Origin of the sequence: Flavobacterium sp. 2755 (assembly GCF_031455715.1) — a bacterium.
In the GTDB taxonomy this organism is placed as follows: domain Bacteria; phylum Bacteroidota; class Bacteroidia; order Flavobacteriales; family Flavobacteriaceae; genus Flavobacterium.
Genome location: NZ_JAVDTG010000005.1, coordinates 66,798 through 84,177, shown reverse-complemented (window position 1 = coordinate 84,177; position 17,380 = coordinate 66,798). Strand labels below are relative to the sequence as shown.

Below are 17,380 nucleotides of genomic sequence, written 5' to 3'. Positions count from 1 at the left end.
AAAATCTGTCGGGTTTACTTTTATAATGAAACTGAGATTATTTAGAAATCGTCAATTCGTCAATAATATTTTTAGCACCAGCGTATTTGTCAATAATCCAAAGTACATAACGAATATCAACGTTAATAGTTCTTTGTAATTTAGGATCAAAAATTACGTCTCCGGCCATTGCTTCAATGTTTCCGTCAAAAGCAATTCCAATTAATTCTCCTTTTCCGTTTAAAACTGGCGAACCTGAGTTTCCTCCAGTAATATCATTATCAGTCAAGAAGTTTACTGGCATGTAACCTGCTTTATCAGCATATTGACCAAAATCTTTTGCTTTGTTTAATTCTAATAAACGAGCTGGTAAATCAAATTCCTGATCTCCGGCTTTATACTTTTTCACCATGCTTTCCATAGTAGTATAATTGTTGATCGCAGCATCGTTACGAGGATCCGCAGGTAAAGCGCGAACTTTTCCGTAAGTCAATCTCAAAGTAGAGTTTGCATCAGGATATTTAATTGCGTTTAATTTTGATTCTCTTAAACCTTCAACCAATTCTCTGTAAGCAGTTGCAAAACCATCATCCGCTTTCTTTTGATCATCTGTTTTTGTACGCGACTTTGTCAATAAATCATTAGAAATAATATATAATGGATCGTGTACAATTGCTAATGGTTTTGGATCAGCCATAAATGCTAATACTTTTTCCTTAGTTGTAAAATAACTAATTTCAGTTGCTTTTGCCACATCAGCAGTAAAGTCACCATTATTAGCCGTTTTCATTTTAGCAACTTCCGTAGCAAGTCCATATTCAGCAGCTTTAGAAGCATATAAATTTAATTGCGCTGTCAATACATCTTTTTCAAGCGGAGCATAAAAATTACCATAGATATTGTCAATCATTGTGTTGATCTTTGGTAACATCTCTGCTCTTTTTGCTTCATTTTCTTTATAATAAGCAATCAGCTCATTTCCTAAATTTGCAGGACCAGCCGCATAGCTAGAAGTACGCAAAAGCTGCGTTAAATAATTATCGTGACGCGCTTTTAAATTTGTTTCTCTGTAATAATCGTTAATAGTAGGAATTACATTTTCGTACTTATCTTTATTAGCCGGCTTACTTGCCCACTCATAAAATTTATCTTCTTGTTCTGATTTTGTATCTACCGTTCCCGCTTTTGTTAAAGCATCGATCATACCTTGACGGTTTTTCCAGTAGTTTGCTGTCGAAGCATATTTAGATGCATATTTCAAACGAACTGTTGCATCTGTATCCATATACTTTTTCATTACATCCATTCCTGTTTTAGCACCTTCAACCCAAGCAGGATAAGCATATTTTATATTCTGCTCAATTCCTCCCGCCGGCATCCAGCGATTTGTTCTTCCAGGGTAACCCAAAATCATGGCAAAATCATTTTCTTTTACACCTTTAATACTTACAGGTAAATAATGTTTTGGCTGTAAAGGCACATTATCTTTAGAATACGCTGCAGGATTTCCGTCTTTATCAGCATACACTCTAAACATAGAGAAATCTCCTGTTTGACGAGGCCACTCCCAGTTGTCAGTATCTCCTCCAAATTTACCAACACTTTCTGGTGGTGTTCCTACTAAACGAACATCTGTGTAATCTTGGTAAACAAAATAGTAATATTCATTTCCTTGAAAAAATGGACGAACAGAAACTGTATATTTTCCGTTTTCACTATTTTCCGTTTCAATTAAACTAATCTCCTGCTGAATGATTTTATTTCTTTCAGTTTCGGTCATAGTATCATTTACTTTTGATAAAATTCTTTTAGAAACATCGTCCATACGAACAAAGAAACGAACGTATAAAGATTTAGGTTTCATTTCGGCACTTTTATCTTTTGCCCAAAAACCATCTTTCAAATAGTTTTGTTCTGCAGTAGAAAGTTCTGCAATCGCATTATATCCGCAATGGTGGTTTGTTAAAACCATTCCGCTTTTAGAAACGATTTCAGCAGTACACCCGCCATTAAACTGTACAATTGCATCTTTTAAACTATGGTGGTTGATACTGTAAATTTCTTCGGCTGTTAATTGCAAGCCCATTTTCTCCATATCTCTATGGTTCAATCTTTCGATAAACATCAAGAACCACATTCCCTCATCAGCTCTTACAGGAAAAGCCATAAGGCACATGGTCAAGAATAAAACTATTTTTTTCATGTTATTTTGTTTAAGTACTGCGAATATAACTCATTTTCGCAAAAAAAATAAACATTCGATATAAAAACAAAACATAATAAATAAATATTAAGATGATTTTGCGAAATTCATAATTTGACAAAAAAGAAAAATTATTAGAATATAAAAAGATAAAAGCTAATTAAACTTATAAAATTTTAGCTTTAATGAAATCATGATTTTAAATCTTAATAAAAATTGTAAAAATTAACTTTCAATTAAAAATATTTAATTTAATCTATTTCTTACAAACAATTATTCCTTTAATTTGCCTTTCTAATTAAAAAAATAAAAATGAAAAAATTATTAGTAGCAGTTGTTCTATTAGTGACAACAATGATGAGTGCGCAAAAAGGATCAATTTTACTTGGTGGAAATGTTGGATTTGGTTCAGAAAAAATTGGAGATGATAAATATGAAAATTTTGAATTTTCTCCAAAAGTAGGATATCAATTTGCTGACCATTGGACTGCAGGAGTTGAAGGTTCAATTACTAACAGCAAAATAAGCGGATTAGACAGACAGGAAGAGTATAAAATTGGAGCTTTTGCACGTTATTCAACTCCACTTTCTCAAATGTTTTCTTTTTATGCAGATTTAGGAACTGGATACCAAACTAGAACATTAGACAACGCTAAAGGTATTTATGCAAGTTTTGATCCGGGTGTGTTTATTAACATGAAAAACGGATTTGGTGTAAACTTCTCTATTGGAGGAATAAACTACAACAACTTGAGTGGAAAAAACATTGACAGAGAAGAAAATTTCAAGTTTAATTTTGGAAAAACTTTAAACATTGGAATCTCTAAAAACTTTGGACTATAATTTCACAGGATTTAAGTTAGAAAGTAAAATCCTTTATACTTTTTGTTTTTTCGCACAGAAAGTAAAAAACCCGACATTTACATTGTCGGGTTTTTAAATTTATAATAAAACGATATTATTCATTAAGCATTTTCCAAAGTTTATCCTTCAAATCTGTTAAACCTTGCTGTGCAACAGATGAAATAAACATGTACGGAATATCTTTAAACGAAACGTCTAATTCTGCTTTCAATTCAGCTTTAAGTTCGTCATCCAGCATATCACATTTTGAGATAACCAAAAGACGTTCTTTGTCCAGCATTTCAGGATTATATTTCGTTAATTCATTTACCAAAATATCATATTCTGCTTTAATATCTGGCGTATCAACCGGAACTAAAAATAGTAAAGTTGAATTACGCTCAATATGGCGAAGAAAATAATGTCCTAAACCTTTTCCTTCGGCAGCGCCTTCAATAATTCCCGGAATATCAGCAATTACAAAAGATTGATAATCTCTGTAAGCTACAATTCCTAAATTTGGTTTTAAGGTTGTAAAAGGATAATCGGCAATTTTTGGTTTTGCTGAAGTTAATACAGATAATAATGTAGATTTTCCAGCATTAGGAAAACCAACCAATCCAACATCTGCCAAAACTTTAAGTTCCAGAATAACGTCCATTTCTAAACCTGGTAAACCTGGCTGAGCATAACGCGGTGTTTGGTTTGTCGAACTTCTAAAATGCCAGTTTCCTAAACCTCCCTTTCCTCCTTTTGCAAGAATTCTTTTTTCGCCGTCTTCTGTAATTTCAAAAAGTACTTCTCCGGTTTCTTTGTCTTTTACAACAGTTCCCAAAGGCACTTCAATAAATTTATCATCACCATCTGCTCCCGTGCTGCGGTCCCCTCCACCGTCTCCACCGTGTCCGGCTTTAATATGACGCGCAAACTTTAAATGAAATAATGTCCAGAGTCCTTTATTTCCCACTAAATACACATGTCCGCCTCGACCACCATCACCACCGTCCGGGCCGCCTTTTTCAATAAATTTCTCTCTATGTAAATGCGTAGATCCTTTTCCTCCTTTTCCGGATGAAACATATATCTTAACGTAATCTACAAAATTTCCTTCTGTCATTTTTGTTTGTTTATGTGTAGTTTCAGGTTTCAGATTTCAAGTTTCAAGTTTGCGCAACGCATAACCTGAAACATGAAACTTTAAACTTGAAACAAATTTTCCCTACTCTTTAAGCGCTTTTACAAGCACTTTATCAATCTTTACGCCGTCCATGTCGACAACTTCTAAGATGAACTTTTGCCAAATTAGTTTCTCACCTTCTTTTGGAATATGTGAAAGTTCGGTCATAATCATTCCGCTTACGGTGTTTACTTCGTAGTCGTTTGTTAGTTCGTCTAATTCGAAATACGTTAAGAAATCGTGTAATGAATAATGTCCGTCAACCAGCCACGATCCGTCTTCTCTTTCTATAAGCTGGAATTCATCTTTATAAAACTCAGATGCATCGCCAACTAAAGCTTCCAGAATATCATTCAAAGTAATTAAACCTTGAAAAACACCATATTCATCAGAAACCAAAGCGTAGTGAACACCTGTTTTTTTGAAATTTTCTAACGCTTTATAAGCCGTTGTCTGCTCCATTAAATAAGGCGCATCAGAAATTATAGCCGCAAAATCAAAATTATCGTTTTCGATATTCGCGAATATATTTTTCAGTGTTACAACCCCAACAATATCATCATAGTTTTCATTGTAAACCGGATAAACCGTATGCAAATCCTGAACAACTAATTCTTTTATTTTCGTTTTATCAGCATTTAACGGAAGCATATCTACTGATTTTCGGTGCGTCATTAACGAACTTACTTTTCGGTCACCAATATGGAAAACACGCTCCACAATATCTTGTTCAATTTCCTGAACTTCTCCAACTTCTGTTCCCTCTTTGATGATGGCTTTAATTTCTTCCTCGGTAACTTTTCCGTCAGCAGTTGGTTTTATCTGCAAAACATTCAATAAAAAATCGGTTGAAGAAGTTAGCAACCAAATGAACGGTGCCGTGATAATCGAAATTACTTTCATTGGCATCGCAACCATTTTGGCAATCGATTCCGGATAATTTAATCCGATACGTTTTGGAAGTAATTCTCCTAAAACTAAAGAGAAAAATGTTAAAACTACAACCACAATTCCAACCGCAACGGAATGAGCGTATGGTTTTAAAATTTCAAAACCGCTCACAAATGTTTCTACATCTAATGTGATTTTATCCCCAGAATAAATACCCGTCAAAATTCCGATTAAGGTAATTCCAATTTGTACCGTTGATAAAAATTTGTTTGGAGAATTCGCCAGATCGAGCGCTGTTTTGGCACTTTTGTTCCCTTTTTTTGCTGCTGTTTCCAGTCTATTTTTTCGTGCCGAAATCAATGCAATTTCAGACATTGAGAAAACTCCGTTTAATAGTATTAGAAAAAATATTATTAGTATTTCCAATGTTTAGTAGATTCGTTATTTGTTTGGTTCGTTGTTTTTGTATAAATTCTTATTGTTCTATTTTAGCCCAGATGGAAGTGAAGAGCCCGGAGCTAAAAAAACTAATTTTTCCTGCCAGAAAACAGCGACCAGCGGAAGCTCGTTTTATGGTTTGGAAAAATAATTTTTTTAGCGAGGACTCGCAACGTACAGCTGGATTAGCTTCTACAAATTATCTATAACTGACGTTAAGCGTTCTGTAATTTCTTCGATAGTTCCGATACCGTTTACGGCGTGAAACTTATTTTGCTCTTTATAATACCCAATTAACGGAGCTGTTTTTTCATTGTATTCCTGATATCTTACACGAATTTTTTCTTCGTCCTGATCATCTGGTCTTCCGCTTGTTTTTCCTCTTTCCAGTAAACGTGCTACTAAAATTTCATCATCAGCTTCTAATGCAATCGTTGCTGTTACGCTTGAACCAATTGTTGGTAAAAATTTATCTAATGCCTCAGCCTGATCTAAAGTTCTTGGATATCCGTCGAACAAAAATCCTGCGCTTTCCGGGTGTTTATTTACTTCGTCAATTAACATTGCAGTTGTTACTTCGCACGGAACTAATTCTCCGTTATCCATAAAAACTCTTGCTTTTTTACCTAGTTCAGTATCATTTTTTAAATTAAAACGAAAAATATCTCCTGTTGAAAGGTGTGTTAAATTGTATTTTTCTTTTAAAAATTCTGCCTGAGTTCCTTTTCCTGCTCCAGGCTTTCCAAATAAAACAATGTTAATCATAGTACGTTTGAGTTGTGTGACTTCTTATTTTTTGAAGAAGTTTAAAATGAATATATAGTTGTGTTTTGTTTAATATTATTCTGCTAATTTATATACCTCGGTCAGGTTTCTGCCTAAACCGTCATAATCTAATCCGTAGCCAACAATAAATTTATTCGGGATTCTTATTCCGATATAATCTATTTTAATGTCTTTTTTATAAGCTTCTGGTTTAAAGAACAAAGTAGCCACTTTAAAGTGTTTTACATTTTGTGCTTTAAATAAATGTTTTAATTCTTCAAGCGTATTTCCTGTATCGATAATATCTTCGATAATAACAACGCTTCTTCCAGACAAATCCTGATTGATTCCAATCAATTCTTTAACTGAATTTGTTGTTTCAGTTCCTTCATAAGAAGCCATTTTGATAAATGAAACCTCGCAAGGACTTTTATATTTTTTCAGGAAATCGGCAGCCACCATAAAGGCGCCATTCAAAACTCCAATAAAAATTGGAGTATCATCTCCAAAATCATCTTCTACCTGTGCAACTAATTTGGTTAAAGCAAAATCAATTTCCTTAGCCGAAATAAACGGAACAAATTGTTTATCGTGAAGTTGTATCATTATTTTTAAATTTAAAATAATGGACAAAGATACAGAATTACAACCAATCTGCCCACATGAAAATAGAATCGAAAGATGACTTTTTTGTGAATGTTAAATATCAGTTAATAATTACAAATTCGTTCCTAACCCTACTTTTAAATTTACTAAATTGTTGTTGAATAATCATTTAACTCCAAAACACCAATGAAGAATTACTTACCACTATTTTCTATATCATTATTAATTTTAATGACTTCCTGCAACGGACAAGTTAAAAAAGAAGAAAAAGAAGCACTTGCAAAACAACCCGGAAATGTTGTAAAAACTGCTATTGGCGACATTACGCTTCCGCCGCCATATGCTACTGAATCTAAAACGAATAACAGCAAAGTTATTGGCTGGCCAAACGGCGTTACGCCAAAAGCTCCAGAAGGTTTTACGGTTACCAAATTTGCAGACGGTTTTGAAAACCCACGCTGGACTTATATCGCACCAAATCAGGATATTTTTGTGGTAGAAAGCGGAACAAGATCGAGTAAAAATCAAATCACGGTTTTTCGCGACAAAGACAAAGACGGGAAATTTGAAACCCGCCAAGTTTTTATTACCGGCTTAAACAGACCTTTTGGAATGTTGGTTTTAAAGGACTTTTTCTACATTGCAAATACCGACGGATTATACCGTTATCCGTATAAAAACAATCCATTAAAATTAGAAACAAAAGGAGAAAAAATTCTTGAGCTTCCTGCCGGAGGTTACAACAATCACTGGACACGAAATTTATTAGCAAGTCCTGACGGAAGCAAAATTTATGTTTCTGTAGGTTCTGGAAGTAACAATGCCGAACATGGTGTTGACAAAGAAGTTCGTCGTGCCGGAATTCTAGAAATTAATCCTGATGGAACTGGCGAAAAAATCTACGCTTCGGGTTTGAGAAATCCGGTTGGAATGGATTGGAATCCGGTTAATAAAGAGCTTTGGACAGCGGTAAATGAACGTGATGATTTGGGTGACGATTTAGTTCCGGATTATATTACGAGTGTAAAAAAAGATGGTTTTTACGGATGGCCTTATTCTTATTTTGGAAGTATTCCTGATCCAAGAATGAAAGGCGAAAGAAAAGATTTGGTCGAAAAAGCAATTGTTCCTGATGTTCCCGTTGGTGCGCATACTGCTTCGCTTGGATTGGCATTTTATACTAAAGATGCATTCCCGGCAAAATATAAAAATGGTGCTTTTGTTGGGCAGCATGGTTCTTGGAACCGTTCTAAAATTTCAGGTTATAAAGTGTTGTTTGTTCCTTTTAAAGATGGAAAACCATCTGGAAAACCGGAAGATTTTTTAACTGGTTTTGTTTCGGATGAAAATAAAGCTGAAGTTTACGGACGTCCAGTTGCCGTGACCGTTATGAACGACGGATCGCTTTTAGTAAATGATGATAGTAGTAATACGATTTGGAAGGTTACAGCGAACAAATAAATTCCAATTATTCAATAATTTAAACATATAGAAACATAGATTTTATATTTTATTAAAAAGCGAAACACCTTTTTTGCCTCCATGAATCCTATGTTTCTATGTGTTTTAAAAAACTACATTTTTAATTCGAATCATTTATGACCTTAAAAAAATATTGTCTTTTTCTTTTTGTACTTTTTGTTTTCCAAAACATTGAAGCACAGAAAAGAGAAGGCAAAAATATTGACTCTCTAAAAACCGAAAAACTGAAAGAAGTTGTAATCAGTTCGCTTCATATTGATAACAATTTATTAAACACGCCGGCTTCAATTGGAATTCTTTCTAAAAAAGATTTACTGCAAAATAATACAACAGATATTACAACGGTATTGAATACAATTCCGGGTGTTTTTATGCAATCGTCTAATTTTACCACAACCCGAATTTCGATTCGCGGTATTGGTGCGCGAACCACTTACGGAACCAATAAAATTCGAGCTTTTTATGGAAGTATTCCGCTGACTTCCGGAAACAGCGAAACCGTAATTGACGATATTGACCTCGAAAACCTCAACCAAATCGAGATTATAAAAGGCCCGCTTTCGAGTGTTTATGGCGCAGGATTGGGCGGTGCGATTTTAATTTCGCCTCAGCTTTCTAAAAACGGAAATCAAAGTGCCGGAATAAGTTCTGTTTTTGGTTCTTTTGGATTATTGAAAAACAGTGTGAATTTTGGTTTAGATGAAAAAAACGGAAGTTTAAACATTAGTTATCACAATTTAAAAACCGATGGCTGGCGGGAAAACAGTGCGTACAAACGCGAAGGAATTACGCTTGCGGGAGAATTATTCAGAAAGAAAAACAGCAAACTGACTTATTTTTCAAACTATACTTATTTAAAAGCTTTTATTCCGAGTTCGATAAATAAAAATGCTTTTGAAAATAATCCGGAATCTGGTGCGCCAACTTGGGTCGCCTCAAAAGGATATAAAGAATACAAATCGACTTTGGGAGGATTGGCTTATGATTTTTCAATTAATGAAAATTTAAAAAACTCCACTTCGGTTTTCATTAATTATAAAGACAGCAACGAACCGAGACCTTTTGATATTTTACGCCAATATACTTTTGCAACGGGAGCGAGAACGCAATTCTCCGGAAATTTTAAAATTGGGAAAATAGAAAATAACTTTATTTCCGGAATTGAATATTTTACGGATACTTATAAAGGTAATACTTTCGAAAATCTGTATCAGCAAAATAATGGTTTAGGAAGTTTACAAGGCGACCAGCTTACCGAAACCGGGCAAAAAAGACATTTCTATAATATCTTTTCTCAATTAAGAACTTTACTTTCAAATCAATTTGAAATTCAGGCAGGTTTAAATTATAACAAAACTAAATTCAGCCTCGACAATTATAATACAAACACAAATCAGGAATACAGTTATGACGGGATTTTTTCGTCGCAATTATCTTTATTATTTAAGCCGAATTTGCAGCAAACTGTTTATTTTTCTGTCAGTCGAGGATTTTCATTGCCAGCTACAGAAGAAACGCTGACAAGCGAAGGCACAATTAACACGAATATAAAACCTGAAAACGGTTATAATTTTGAAGTGGGCGGAAAGTTCTATTTCTTCAATAAAAAACTTTACACAGAAATTGCGGTTTACCGAATGGAAATTAAAGATCTATTGGTCGCAAAAAGAGTTGGCGATGATCAATATGTAGGTTTAAATGTCGGAAAAACATTTCATGAAGGAATCGAAATTACCTTAAATCACAATTGGCCAATCAATCGATTCTTTTCTCTGAATTCTTATTTAGCCGGATCTTTAGGAAACTACGAGTTTAAAGAATTTGTTGATAACGGAAATGATTATTCCGGAAATAAATTAACCGGAGTCGCAGCAAACAAAGTCAACGCCGGAATTACTTTAAACACCAATCTTGGAATTTATTTCAATGCCGATTATCAATTTGTAGATGAAATTCCGATGAACGATGCCAATACCGCTTTTTCTGATTCTTATAATCTTATTAATTTAAAAACGGGTTATCAATTTGAGATTTTGCCAAAATTGACAACACATTTTTCTGCAGGAATAAATAATGTTACAAATACAAAATATGCTTCTCTAATACTGCCAAATGCCGTTGCGGTTGGAAACGCGGCGCCCCGTTATTATTATCCCGGACTTCCTATAAATTATTACGGAACAATCTCATTAAATTATTTATTTTAGATGCTTGAAATCACCCCCAAACCTAAAAAAATGCTTTCTGTATTACAAGAAAAACTGGATTATGTAAGTGCCTATCGGGAAAACCGGTTAAAGTGCGCGCAAGACATTCTTGAAAATCCATCTTTATTTGAAGAATTAGTTTCGATTTGCTTTTCGCCCGAAAATAAAAACAATCATAAAGCATGCTGGATTCTGGAATTTGTATCATATGAAGAACTAATCTGGCTTCAGCCTCATCTTGATTTTTTCTGTTCTAATTTGAAAGTTCTAAAAGATGAAAGTTCGCTTCGACCAATTGCAAAAGTGGTGCAGCTTTTAGTAAAATCACATTATAAGAAAAACGAAAACAGTATTTCATTATCCGAAGAAAATCTTCAGGATTGTATTGAAGCCAGTTTCGATTGGCTCATAAATGATGTAAAAGTCGCTACGAAAGCCTATTCTATAAGAACTTTATATGTCTTGGGAAATTATTACGACTGGATTCATCCTGAACTTCGAGTTATTTTAAATAAAGATTACGGAGATCATTCCGCAGCATACAAAGCCGTTGCCCGCGAAGTTTTGAAAAAAATTGAATAGTTTTTTGCCACAGATTAAAAAGATTAGAAGGATTTTTTGTTTGCCACGAATTACACGAATTACACGAATTATTTTTTAGATTGAATCTGAAAAATTAGTGGCAAACAAAAACCCGCACAGAGATAAATCCTTCTAATCCTTTTATCCCGATAGCTATCGGGAGTGGCAAAATTTTAAAAATAGAATTCGTGGAAATTCGTGTAATTCGTGGCAAAACTTTAAAATAGAATTCGTGAATTCGTGGCTGAAAAACTAAATTTTGGCTAAAAAAAGATTAAAAGGTATCTTTGCAAAAACACAACACAAAATGAATTATTTTTCTTCTGATTTTAAATTAGGAATATTAGGCGGCGGACAATTAGGCAAAATGCTTTTGTTCGATACCAGAAAATTTGACATACAAACTTATGTTCTAGATCCGAGTGACGAAGCCCCGAGTAAAATCGCCTGCAACAAATTCTTTCAAGGCGATTTAATGGATTATGAAACGGTTTACAATTTTGGAAAACAAGTGGATATTCTAACTTTTGAAATCGAATTGGTAAACCTTGAAGCTTTAACTCAATTAGAAAACGAAGGACTAAAAGTATATCCGTCTCCAAAAACTTTAAAAGGAATTCAGAATAAAGGAACTCAAAAAGATTTTTATACTCAAAGTAATATCCCAACTGCGTCGTATTTACGTTTTGAAAGTCCGGCACATTTGCAAAAATCAGTTGGAAATAATGAAATCACAATTCCGTTTGTTTGGAAATGCACCGAGTTTGGTTATGACGGAAATGGCGTAAAAGTTATTCGCCAGATTTCTGATATGGATGATTTACCAAATGTAGAATGTATTGCCGAAACTATGGTTCCGTTCAAAAATGAATTGGCGGTAATCGTGGTAAGAAATCCGTCAGGAGAAATTAAAACATATCCAGTTGTAGAAATGGAATTTCACCCAGAAGCAAATCAGGTTGAATACGTAATCTGCCCGGCAAGAATCGATGAAAAAGTAGCCGAAAAAGCTCGAGCAATTGCTCTGAATGTTTCTGAAAAATTCAATCACGTTGGACTTTTGGCTGTTGAAATGTTCCAAACTCATGAAGATGAGATTTTGGTAAATGAAGTGGCACCTCGTCCGCATAATTCTGGGCATTATTCTATTGAAGCAAGTTATACGTCACAATTCGAAAATCATCTACGTGCTATTTTAGATCTTCCGTTAGGAAACACAGACAGTAAAGTTGCCGGAATTATGGTAAATTTAGTGGGTGCCGAAGGATTTTCTGGAGATGTTGTTTATGAAAACATCGAAACCATTTTAGGATGGGATGGCGTTACTCCACATATTTACGGAAAAAAACAAACGCGTCCGTTTAGAAAAATGGGTCATGTTACAATCGTAAACGAAAATATGCAGGAAGCAAGACGAATTGCACAGGAAGTTAAGAATACTATTAAAGTGATTAGCGCTTAGTAATTAGTGATTAGTCGCAGTTTACAGTCGCAGTCACAGTCTAAATAAACATTTTATAGTCTCGGTTTTCAGTTTCCAACAACTTGAAACTTTAAACCTAAAACAAAACAAACAAAAAACACAATGAGCAAAGTAGCCATTATAATGGGAAGCATCTCAGACATGCCAGTTATGCAGGATGCAATCGACATATTAAAACAATTTAATGTAGAAGTTGAAGTAGATATCGTTTCGGCACACAGAACGCCGGAAAAATTATTCGATTTCAGTAAAAATGCACATACTCGCGGAATCTCGGTAATTATTGCTGGTGCGGGCGGTGCGGCACATTTACCTGGAATGGTGGCTTCGATGTCTCCGCTTCCAGTAATTGGAGTTCCTGTAAAATCAAGTAATTCTATTGATGGATGGGATTCTGTATTATCGATTCTGCAAATGCCGGGCGGAGTTCCTGTTGCAACTGTAGCTTTAAACGGAGCAAAAAATGCAGGAATCTTGGCAGCACAAATCATCGGAAGCCACGATAAAAAAGTTTTAGATACTATTATTTCTTATAAAGAAGAATTAAAAGCTGCGGTTAATAAAGCTGCTGAAGGTCTTAATAAATAAATTTAGTGATCAGTGGTCAGTTTTTTAGTATTCAGTAGTTGTCTTCATGAGAACTGAACACTTAAAAACTGACCACTGACTACTTTAAAAAAAACTCTACTTATGAGCGTACTAACACAATACTTCAATACAAAACATAACACTGCACCTTTTTCGCAAATTAAAATCGAAGATTATGTTCCTGCTTTCAACGAAGGAATTTCTTTGGCTAAAGCCGAAATTGATGCAATCGTAAATAATCCGGATGCGCCGACTTTTGAAAACACAATTGTGGCTATGGATTATTCAGGCGATATTTTGGATCGTCTTTCTAGTATTTTCTTCAATTTGAATTCGGCTGAAACGAATGACGAAATGCAGAAAATTGCGCAGGAAGTTTCACCTTTACTTTCAGAATTTGGAAACGACATTCGTTTGAATGCTGATTTATTTGCAAAAGTAAAAACGGTTTACGATCAAAAAGGAAGTTTAAATCTGAATGCAGAACAAACGACTTTATTAGATAAAAAATACAAAAGCTTCTCCAGAAACGGTGCCAATTTACCTGAAGACAAGAAAAACCAATTAAGAGAAATCGACAAAGAATTATCAAAATTGAGTTTACAGTTTGGCGAAAATGTTTTGGCAGAAACTAACAACTTTGAATTGCATTTAACGGATGAGAAAGATTTATCAGGTTTACCGGAAGGAACAATCGAAGCTGCAAGATTATTAGCCAAAAATCAGGAAAAAGAAGGCTGGATTTTCACATTAGATCATCCAAGTTATGTTCCGTTTTTAACTTATGCTGACAACCGTGAATTACGTAAAAAAATGGCGATTGCATTTGGTGCAAAAGCATTTCAAAATAACGAATTTGACAATCAGGAAAATGTTTTAAAAATTGCTAAACTTCGTTTTGAAAGAGCTAATTTATTAGGATATAAAACGCACGCACATTTTGTTTTGGAAGAAAGAATGGCTGAAAGCCCAGAGAAAGTTTTTTCTTTTTTAAATGATTTATTGGCAAAAGCAAAACCGGCGGCTCAAAAAGAGTTTGCAGAATTAACTGCTTTCGCAAAAGAACTGGACGGAATAGAGCAATTAGAAAAATGGGATGGTGCATATTATTCTGAAAAATTAAAACAGCAGCTTTTTAATTTAGATGATGAAAAGCTGAAACCTTATTTCCAATTAGAAAAAGTATTGGACGGTGCCTTCATAGTTGCCAAAAAATTATATGGTTTAACTTTCACGGAAGTTTTTGATATCGATAAATATCACGAAGAAGTTACGACTTATGAAGTAAGAGATGCTGAAAACAATTTGGTTTCAATTTTCTATGCTGATTTTTTTCCAAGAAAAGGAAAAAGAAACGGCGCTTGGATGACTTCATTCAAATCACAATATGTAAAAGATGGCGTAAACGAAAGACCACATATTTCGAACGTTTGTAATTTTACAAAACCAACAGAAACAAAACCTTCATTATTGACTTTTAATGAAGTAACAACTTTATTCCACGAATTCGGACACGGTTTACACGGAATGCTGGCAAATACGGTTTATCCAAGTTTATCTGGAACTTCTGTTTATTGGGATTTCGTAGAATTGCCAAGTCAGATTATGGAAAACTGGTGTTACGAACCGGAAGCTTTGGCTTTGTTTGCAAATCATTATGAAACGGGAGAAATTATTCCGATTGAATATGTTCAGAAAATTAAAGAAAGTGCAAGTTTCCAGGAAGGTTTAGCAACGTTACGCCAATTAAGTTTTGGATTATTAGATATGGCTTGGCATGGACAAGACCCAACAAGCATTACCGATTTAAAAGCTTTCGAAACAGAACAATTTGCGAATACACAATTATATCCTGATGTAAAAGAAAATGCAATGAGTACTGCATTCTCTCATATTTTTCAAGGTGGATATTCTTCTGGATATTACAGCTACAAATGGGCAGAAGTTTTAGATGCTGATGCTTTTGAATTCTTTCAAGAAAATGGAATCTTTAATGAAGAAATAGCGAAGAAATTCAAAGATAATGTTCTTTCTAAAGGAGGAACGGAGCATCCGATGACTTTATACAAACGTTTTAGAGGTCAGGAACCAAAACCAGAAGCTTTATTGAAAAGAGCAGGTCTTCTTTAGACTTCTTAGATTTTTGGACTTCTTAGATTGTTAGATATATTAGAAACCGAAGCATTTCTGCTTCGGTTTTTTTATTTGACTTTACTTTAACTATCTTCGTGTTTTTGAATCTTAATCTTACAAATACAAGCCGTGAAAAAATATTTTAGAATAGTTCTTTATCTTGCAATTATTGGATTGATTGCTATTGTTTCTGTAAACTATTACGTAAAATCTTCTACCAAAAACAAGATTTATTATTCGGTTAAAAAGTTTCCGAAAAATGATGTGGGGATTATTTTTGGTGCGGGAATTAATGGAAATCAGCCAAGCAAATATTTAAAAGATCGTCTTGATGCGGGAATTTTATTGTACAAGATGAAACGCATCAATAAAATTTTACTTTCGGGAGATAACAGTCGTGATGAATATGATGAACTTACTGTAATGAAAAATTATTGTTACAATCACGGAGTTGACACTACAAAAATCTTTATTGATTATGCGGGTTTCGATACTTATTCAACAATGTATCGTGCTAAACAAATTTTCAAGATTAAAAAAGCGACATTAATTTCTCAGGAATATCATTTGAATCGTGCGATTTATATCGGGCAAAAACTTGGAATAAAATCGGCTGGATACTCTGCAAACAATGGAGAATATCACGGATATAAATATGTTTGTTTTAGAGAATATGGTTCCATTTTTAAATCTTTTTTTGATGTTTTAAGAAATCGCGAACCTCGTTTTCTGGGAACTCCAATTAACATTAATGGTCCTTCTAATTATTCTAAAGAAGATAAACGATAAAACCTTTTTAGTTTTCTTATCTCAAATCTAGTAATTGAGGGGTTTTAGTTGTGTTAGGATCTGTATATAAATCAGCGGCTGTAACCAGTAAAACCTCAACTTCCATAAAACGTTCATTGTAATCTAAGCGCTTTTTTAATGCTTTTGATTTTTCTGCAATAAACTCCGCTTTTTGGTTTTGGGGAATATTTTGTACAAGCAGCATTTTAACGACTTCTTTAAAATCTTTACTGGATAATTGAATCTGAAAAGCTGTTGCAGAACTCGTAAGAAAATTAAATTCATCTAAATCATAATGCTGTTCAGAGAGTATAAAAGATTTAGTTTCTCTTGATTTTAATTCCAGAAAAGCTTTTCCGTGTACATTAACCCATCGCCCTAAATCGCCAATAGCATATCGAAAAACGGGAAATCTTTTTCGGAAAGTATTGGTAACGGCAATTGTACCATATCCGTCATTATCAGGATTAATGATCTCGATTATAATTCCTTCAATAACGGAGAACAACGAAGGATTTTTAGTAAAATCTGACCATGCCCAAATTCCCGTTTCGGCAGAGCCGTACATAGAGTAAATTTGCTGAAGTCCAAATACTTTTTCCAAGAGTTTTTGAACTTCGGGTCTTAAAAATTCTCCTGCATATAACAAGTTTTGGATTTGCAGTTTTTGATTATTCTCTTGTAAAAATTGTGCAAAACATAATAATTTTGAAGGTGTTCCCATTATAAAGTCCGGCTTAAAATAAGCCGCGGCTTGTTCCATATCTTTATAACTGGCATGTGCACTCAACGCTAATGTTGTTGATTGACATTTTTCTAAAATATCATCCATTATGGCGGCCGTGCGGTACATATCTGAATATCCAAAAATATTTAAAGCGATTGTTTTCGAAGTAAAAAAATTATTCTTCGTCAATTCCTTTGCCATCGCAAGACGCTGATTTTGATTTTCTTGTATATCTACGGGAAAAACCAAAGGATTTTGAGTACTTCCACCTGAACGTACCAAATAGACTCCTGTTTTTTCTTCGTGTAGCTTAAAATTGTTTTTTAAAATGGGCATCAATTCTTTTTTACTAAGAACCGGAGCTTTCTCTGCACAATCATGTTCTTTATAAAACTCAATGTATAAAGGATTGTTTTTTGCCAATTCAAAATAATCCTGCAATTCTGATTTTTCTGTTTTTGGAATATCTGGGGACATAGTTTTTATT

14 protein-coding genes are annotated in these 17,380 nt (G+C 34.1%); 8 read left to right on the top strand and 6 right to left on the bottom strand.

Annotation, left to right across the window (positions count from 1 at the left end):
* Positions 1-37: 37 nt before the first annotated feature.
* Positions 38-2,182, bottom strand: coding sequence for a S46 family peptidase (locus J2Y38_RS13035; protein ID WP_309843197.1), 2,145 nt, complete (start codon positions 2,180-2,182; stop codon positions 38-40).
* A gap of 312 nt (positions 2,183-2,494) precedes the next feature.
* On the opposite strand from J2Y38_RS13035, the gene J2Y38_RS13030 reads away from it, so the two are divergent.
* Positions 2,495-3,025: an outer membrane beta-barrel protein gene (locus tag J2Y38_RS13030; RefSeq protein ID WP_309843195.1), complete on the top strand. Its 531-nt coding sequence runs from the start codon at positions 2,495-2,497 to the stop codon at positions 3,023-3,025.
* Positions 3,026-3,140: 115 nt separating this feature from the next.
* Here the strand turns inward: J2Y38_RS13030 and obgE are convergent, their stop codons facing one another.
* The 4 genes from obgE to hpt all read right to left on the bottom strand — a co-directional run bounded on the left by obgE (position 3,141) and on the right by hpt (position 6,902).
* Positions 3,141-4,142 carry a GTPase ObgE gene (gene obgE, locus J2Y38_RS13025; RefSeq protein ID WP_073486737.1) on the bottom strand — a complete coding sequence of 334 codons (1,002 nt, stop codon included), beginning with the start codon at positions 4,140-4,142 and terminating at the stop codon, positions 3,141-3,143.
* 102 nt (positions 4,143-4,244) lie between these two features.
* The gene (locus J2Y38_RS13020; protein ID WP_309843192.1) at positions 4,245-5,519 is read right to left on the bottom strand and encodes a hemolysin family protein; all 1,275 of its coding nucleotides are present in this window, start codon (positions 5,517-5,519) and stop codon (positions 4,245-4,247) included.
* A gap of 204 nt (positions 5,520-5,723) precedes the next feature.
* Entirely contained in the window at positions 5,724-6,296 is a 573-nt protein-coding gene (locus J2Y38_RS13015) for an adenylate kinase (protein WP_053470808.1), read from the bottom strand.
* Positions 6,297-6,371: 75 nt separating this feature from the next.
* On the bottom strand, positions 6,372-6,902 hold the full coding sequence (gene hpt / locus J2Y38_RS13010; protein ID WP_180861085.1) for a hypoxanthine phosphoribosyltransferase: 531 nt from the start codon (positions 6,900-6,902) through the stop codon (positions 6,372-6,374).
* Positions 6,903-7,088: 186 nt separating this feature from the next.
* Here hpt and J2Y38_RS13005 point away from each other — a divergent pair, with 186 nt between their 5' ends.
* From J2Y38_RS13005 to J2Y38_RS12975, 7 genes are all read left to right on the top strand, one after another.
* On the top strand, positions 7,089-8,363 hold the full coding sequence (locus J2Y38_RS13005) for a sorbosone dehydrogenase family protein (protein WP_309843189.1): 1,275 nt from the start codon (positions 7,089-7,091) through the stop codon (positions 8,361-8,363).
* A 137-nt stretch (positions 8,364-8,500) separates the two neighbouring features.
* The gene (locus J2Y38_RS13000) at positions 8,501-10,591 is read left to right on the top strand and encodes a TonB-dependent receptor domain-containing protein (RefSeq protein WP_309843186.1); all 2,091 of its coding nucleotides are present in this window, start codon (positions 8,501-8,503) and stop codon (positions 10,589-10,591) included.
* Positions 10,592-11,173 (top strand): hypothetical protein, encoded by a 582-nt coding sequence (locus J2Y38_RS12995; protein WP_309843184.1) that lies wholly within the window; start codon positions 10,592-10,594, stop codon positions 11,171-11,173.
* 307 nt (positions 11,174-11,480) lie between these two features.
* The gene (locus J2Y38_RS12990; RefSeq protein WP_309843181.1) at positions 11,481-12,635 is read left to right on the top strand and encodes a 5-(carboxyamino)imidazole ribonucleotide synthase; all 1,155 of its coding nucleotides are present in this window, start codon (positions 11,481-11,483) and stop codon (positions 12,633-12,635) included.
* A 123-nt stretch (positions 12,636-12,758) separates the two neighbouring features.
* Entirely contained in the window at positions 12,759-13,244 is a 486-nt protein-coding gene (gene purE / locus J2Y38_RS12985) for a 5-(carboxyamino)imidazole ribonucleotide mutase (protein WP_068843754.1), read from the top strand.
* Between the two features lie 102 nt (positions 13,245-13,346).
* Entirely contained in the window at positions 13,347-15,374 is a 2,028-nt protein-coding gene (locus tag J2Y38_RS12980) for a M3 family metallopeptidase (RefSeq protein WP_309843177.1), read from the top strand.
* A gap of 132 nt (positions 15,375-15,506) precedes the next feature.
* Positions 15,507-16,166: an ElyC/SanA/YdcF family protein gene (locus tag J2Y38_RS12975; RefSeq protein ID WP_309843174.1), complete on the top strand. Its 660-nt coding sequence runs from the start codon at positions 15,507-15,509 to the stop codon at positions 16,164-16,166.
* A gap of 16 nt (positions 16,167-16,182) precedes the next feature.
* Here J2Y38_RS12975 and J2Y38_RS12970 read toward each other — a convergent pair whose 3' ends face one another.
* Complete coding sequence (locus J2Y38_RS12970) at positions 16,183-17,370, bottom strand: hypothetical protein (RefSeq protein WP_309843171.1); 1,188 nt, start codon at positions 17,368-17,370, stop codon at positions 16,183-16,185.
* Positions 17,371-17,380 lie beyond the last annotated feature (10 nt).

Bases quoted from the DNA above. Each gene is read 5' to 3' on its own strand.
- J2Y38_RS13035 (WP_309843197.1), bottom strand. From the start codon at position 2,182: ATGAAAAAAATAGTTTTATTCTTGACCATGTGCCTTATGGCTTTTCCT.
- J2Y38_RS13030 (WP_309843195.1), top strand. From the start codon at position 2,495: ATGAAAAAATTATTAGTAGCAGTTGTTCTATTAGTGACAACAATGATG.
- obgE (WP_073486737.1), bottom strand. From the start codon at position 4,142: ATGACAGAAGGAAATTTTGTAGATTACGTTAAGATATATGTTTCATCC.
- J2Y38_RS13015 (WP_053470808.1), bottom strand. From the start codon at position 6,296: ATGATTAACATTGTTTTATTTGGAAAGCCTGGAGCAGGAAAAGGAACT.
- hpt (WP_180861085.1), bottom strand. From the start codon at position 6,902: ATGATACAACTTCACGATAAACAATTTGTTCCGTTTATTTCGGCTAAG.
- J2Y38_RS13005 (WP_309843189.1), top strand. From the start codon at position 7,089: ATGAAGAATTACTTACCACTATTTTCTATATCATTATTAATTTTAATG.
- J2Y38_RS13000 (WP_309843186.1), top strand. From the start codon at position 8,501: ATGACCTTAAAAAAATATTGTCTTTTTCTTTTTGTACTTTTTGTTTTC.
- J2Y38_RS12995 (WP_309843184.1), top strand. From the start codon at position 10,592: ATGCTTGAAATCACCCCCAAACCTAAAAAAATGCTTTCTGTATTACAA.
- J2Y38_RS12990 (WP_309843181.1), top strand. From the start codon at position 11,481: ATGAATTATTTTTCTTCTGATTTTAAATTAGGAATATTAGGCGGCGGA.
- purE (WP_068843754.1), top strand. From the start codon at position 12,759: ATGAGCAAAGTAGCCATTATAATGGGAAGCATCTCAGACATGCCAGTT.
- J2Y38_RS12980 (WP_309843177.1), top strand. From the start codon at position 13,347: ATGAGCGTACTAACACAATACTTCAATACAAAACATAACACTGCACCT.
- J2Y38_RS12970 (WP_309843171.1), bottom strand. From the start codon at position 17,370: ATGTCCCCAGATATTCCAAAAACAGAAAAATCAGAATTGCAGGATTAT.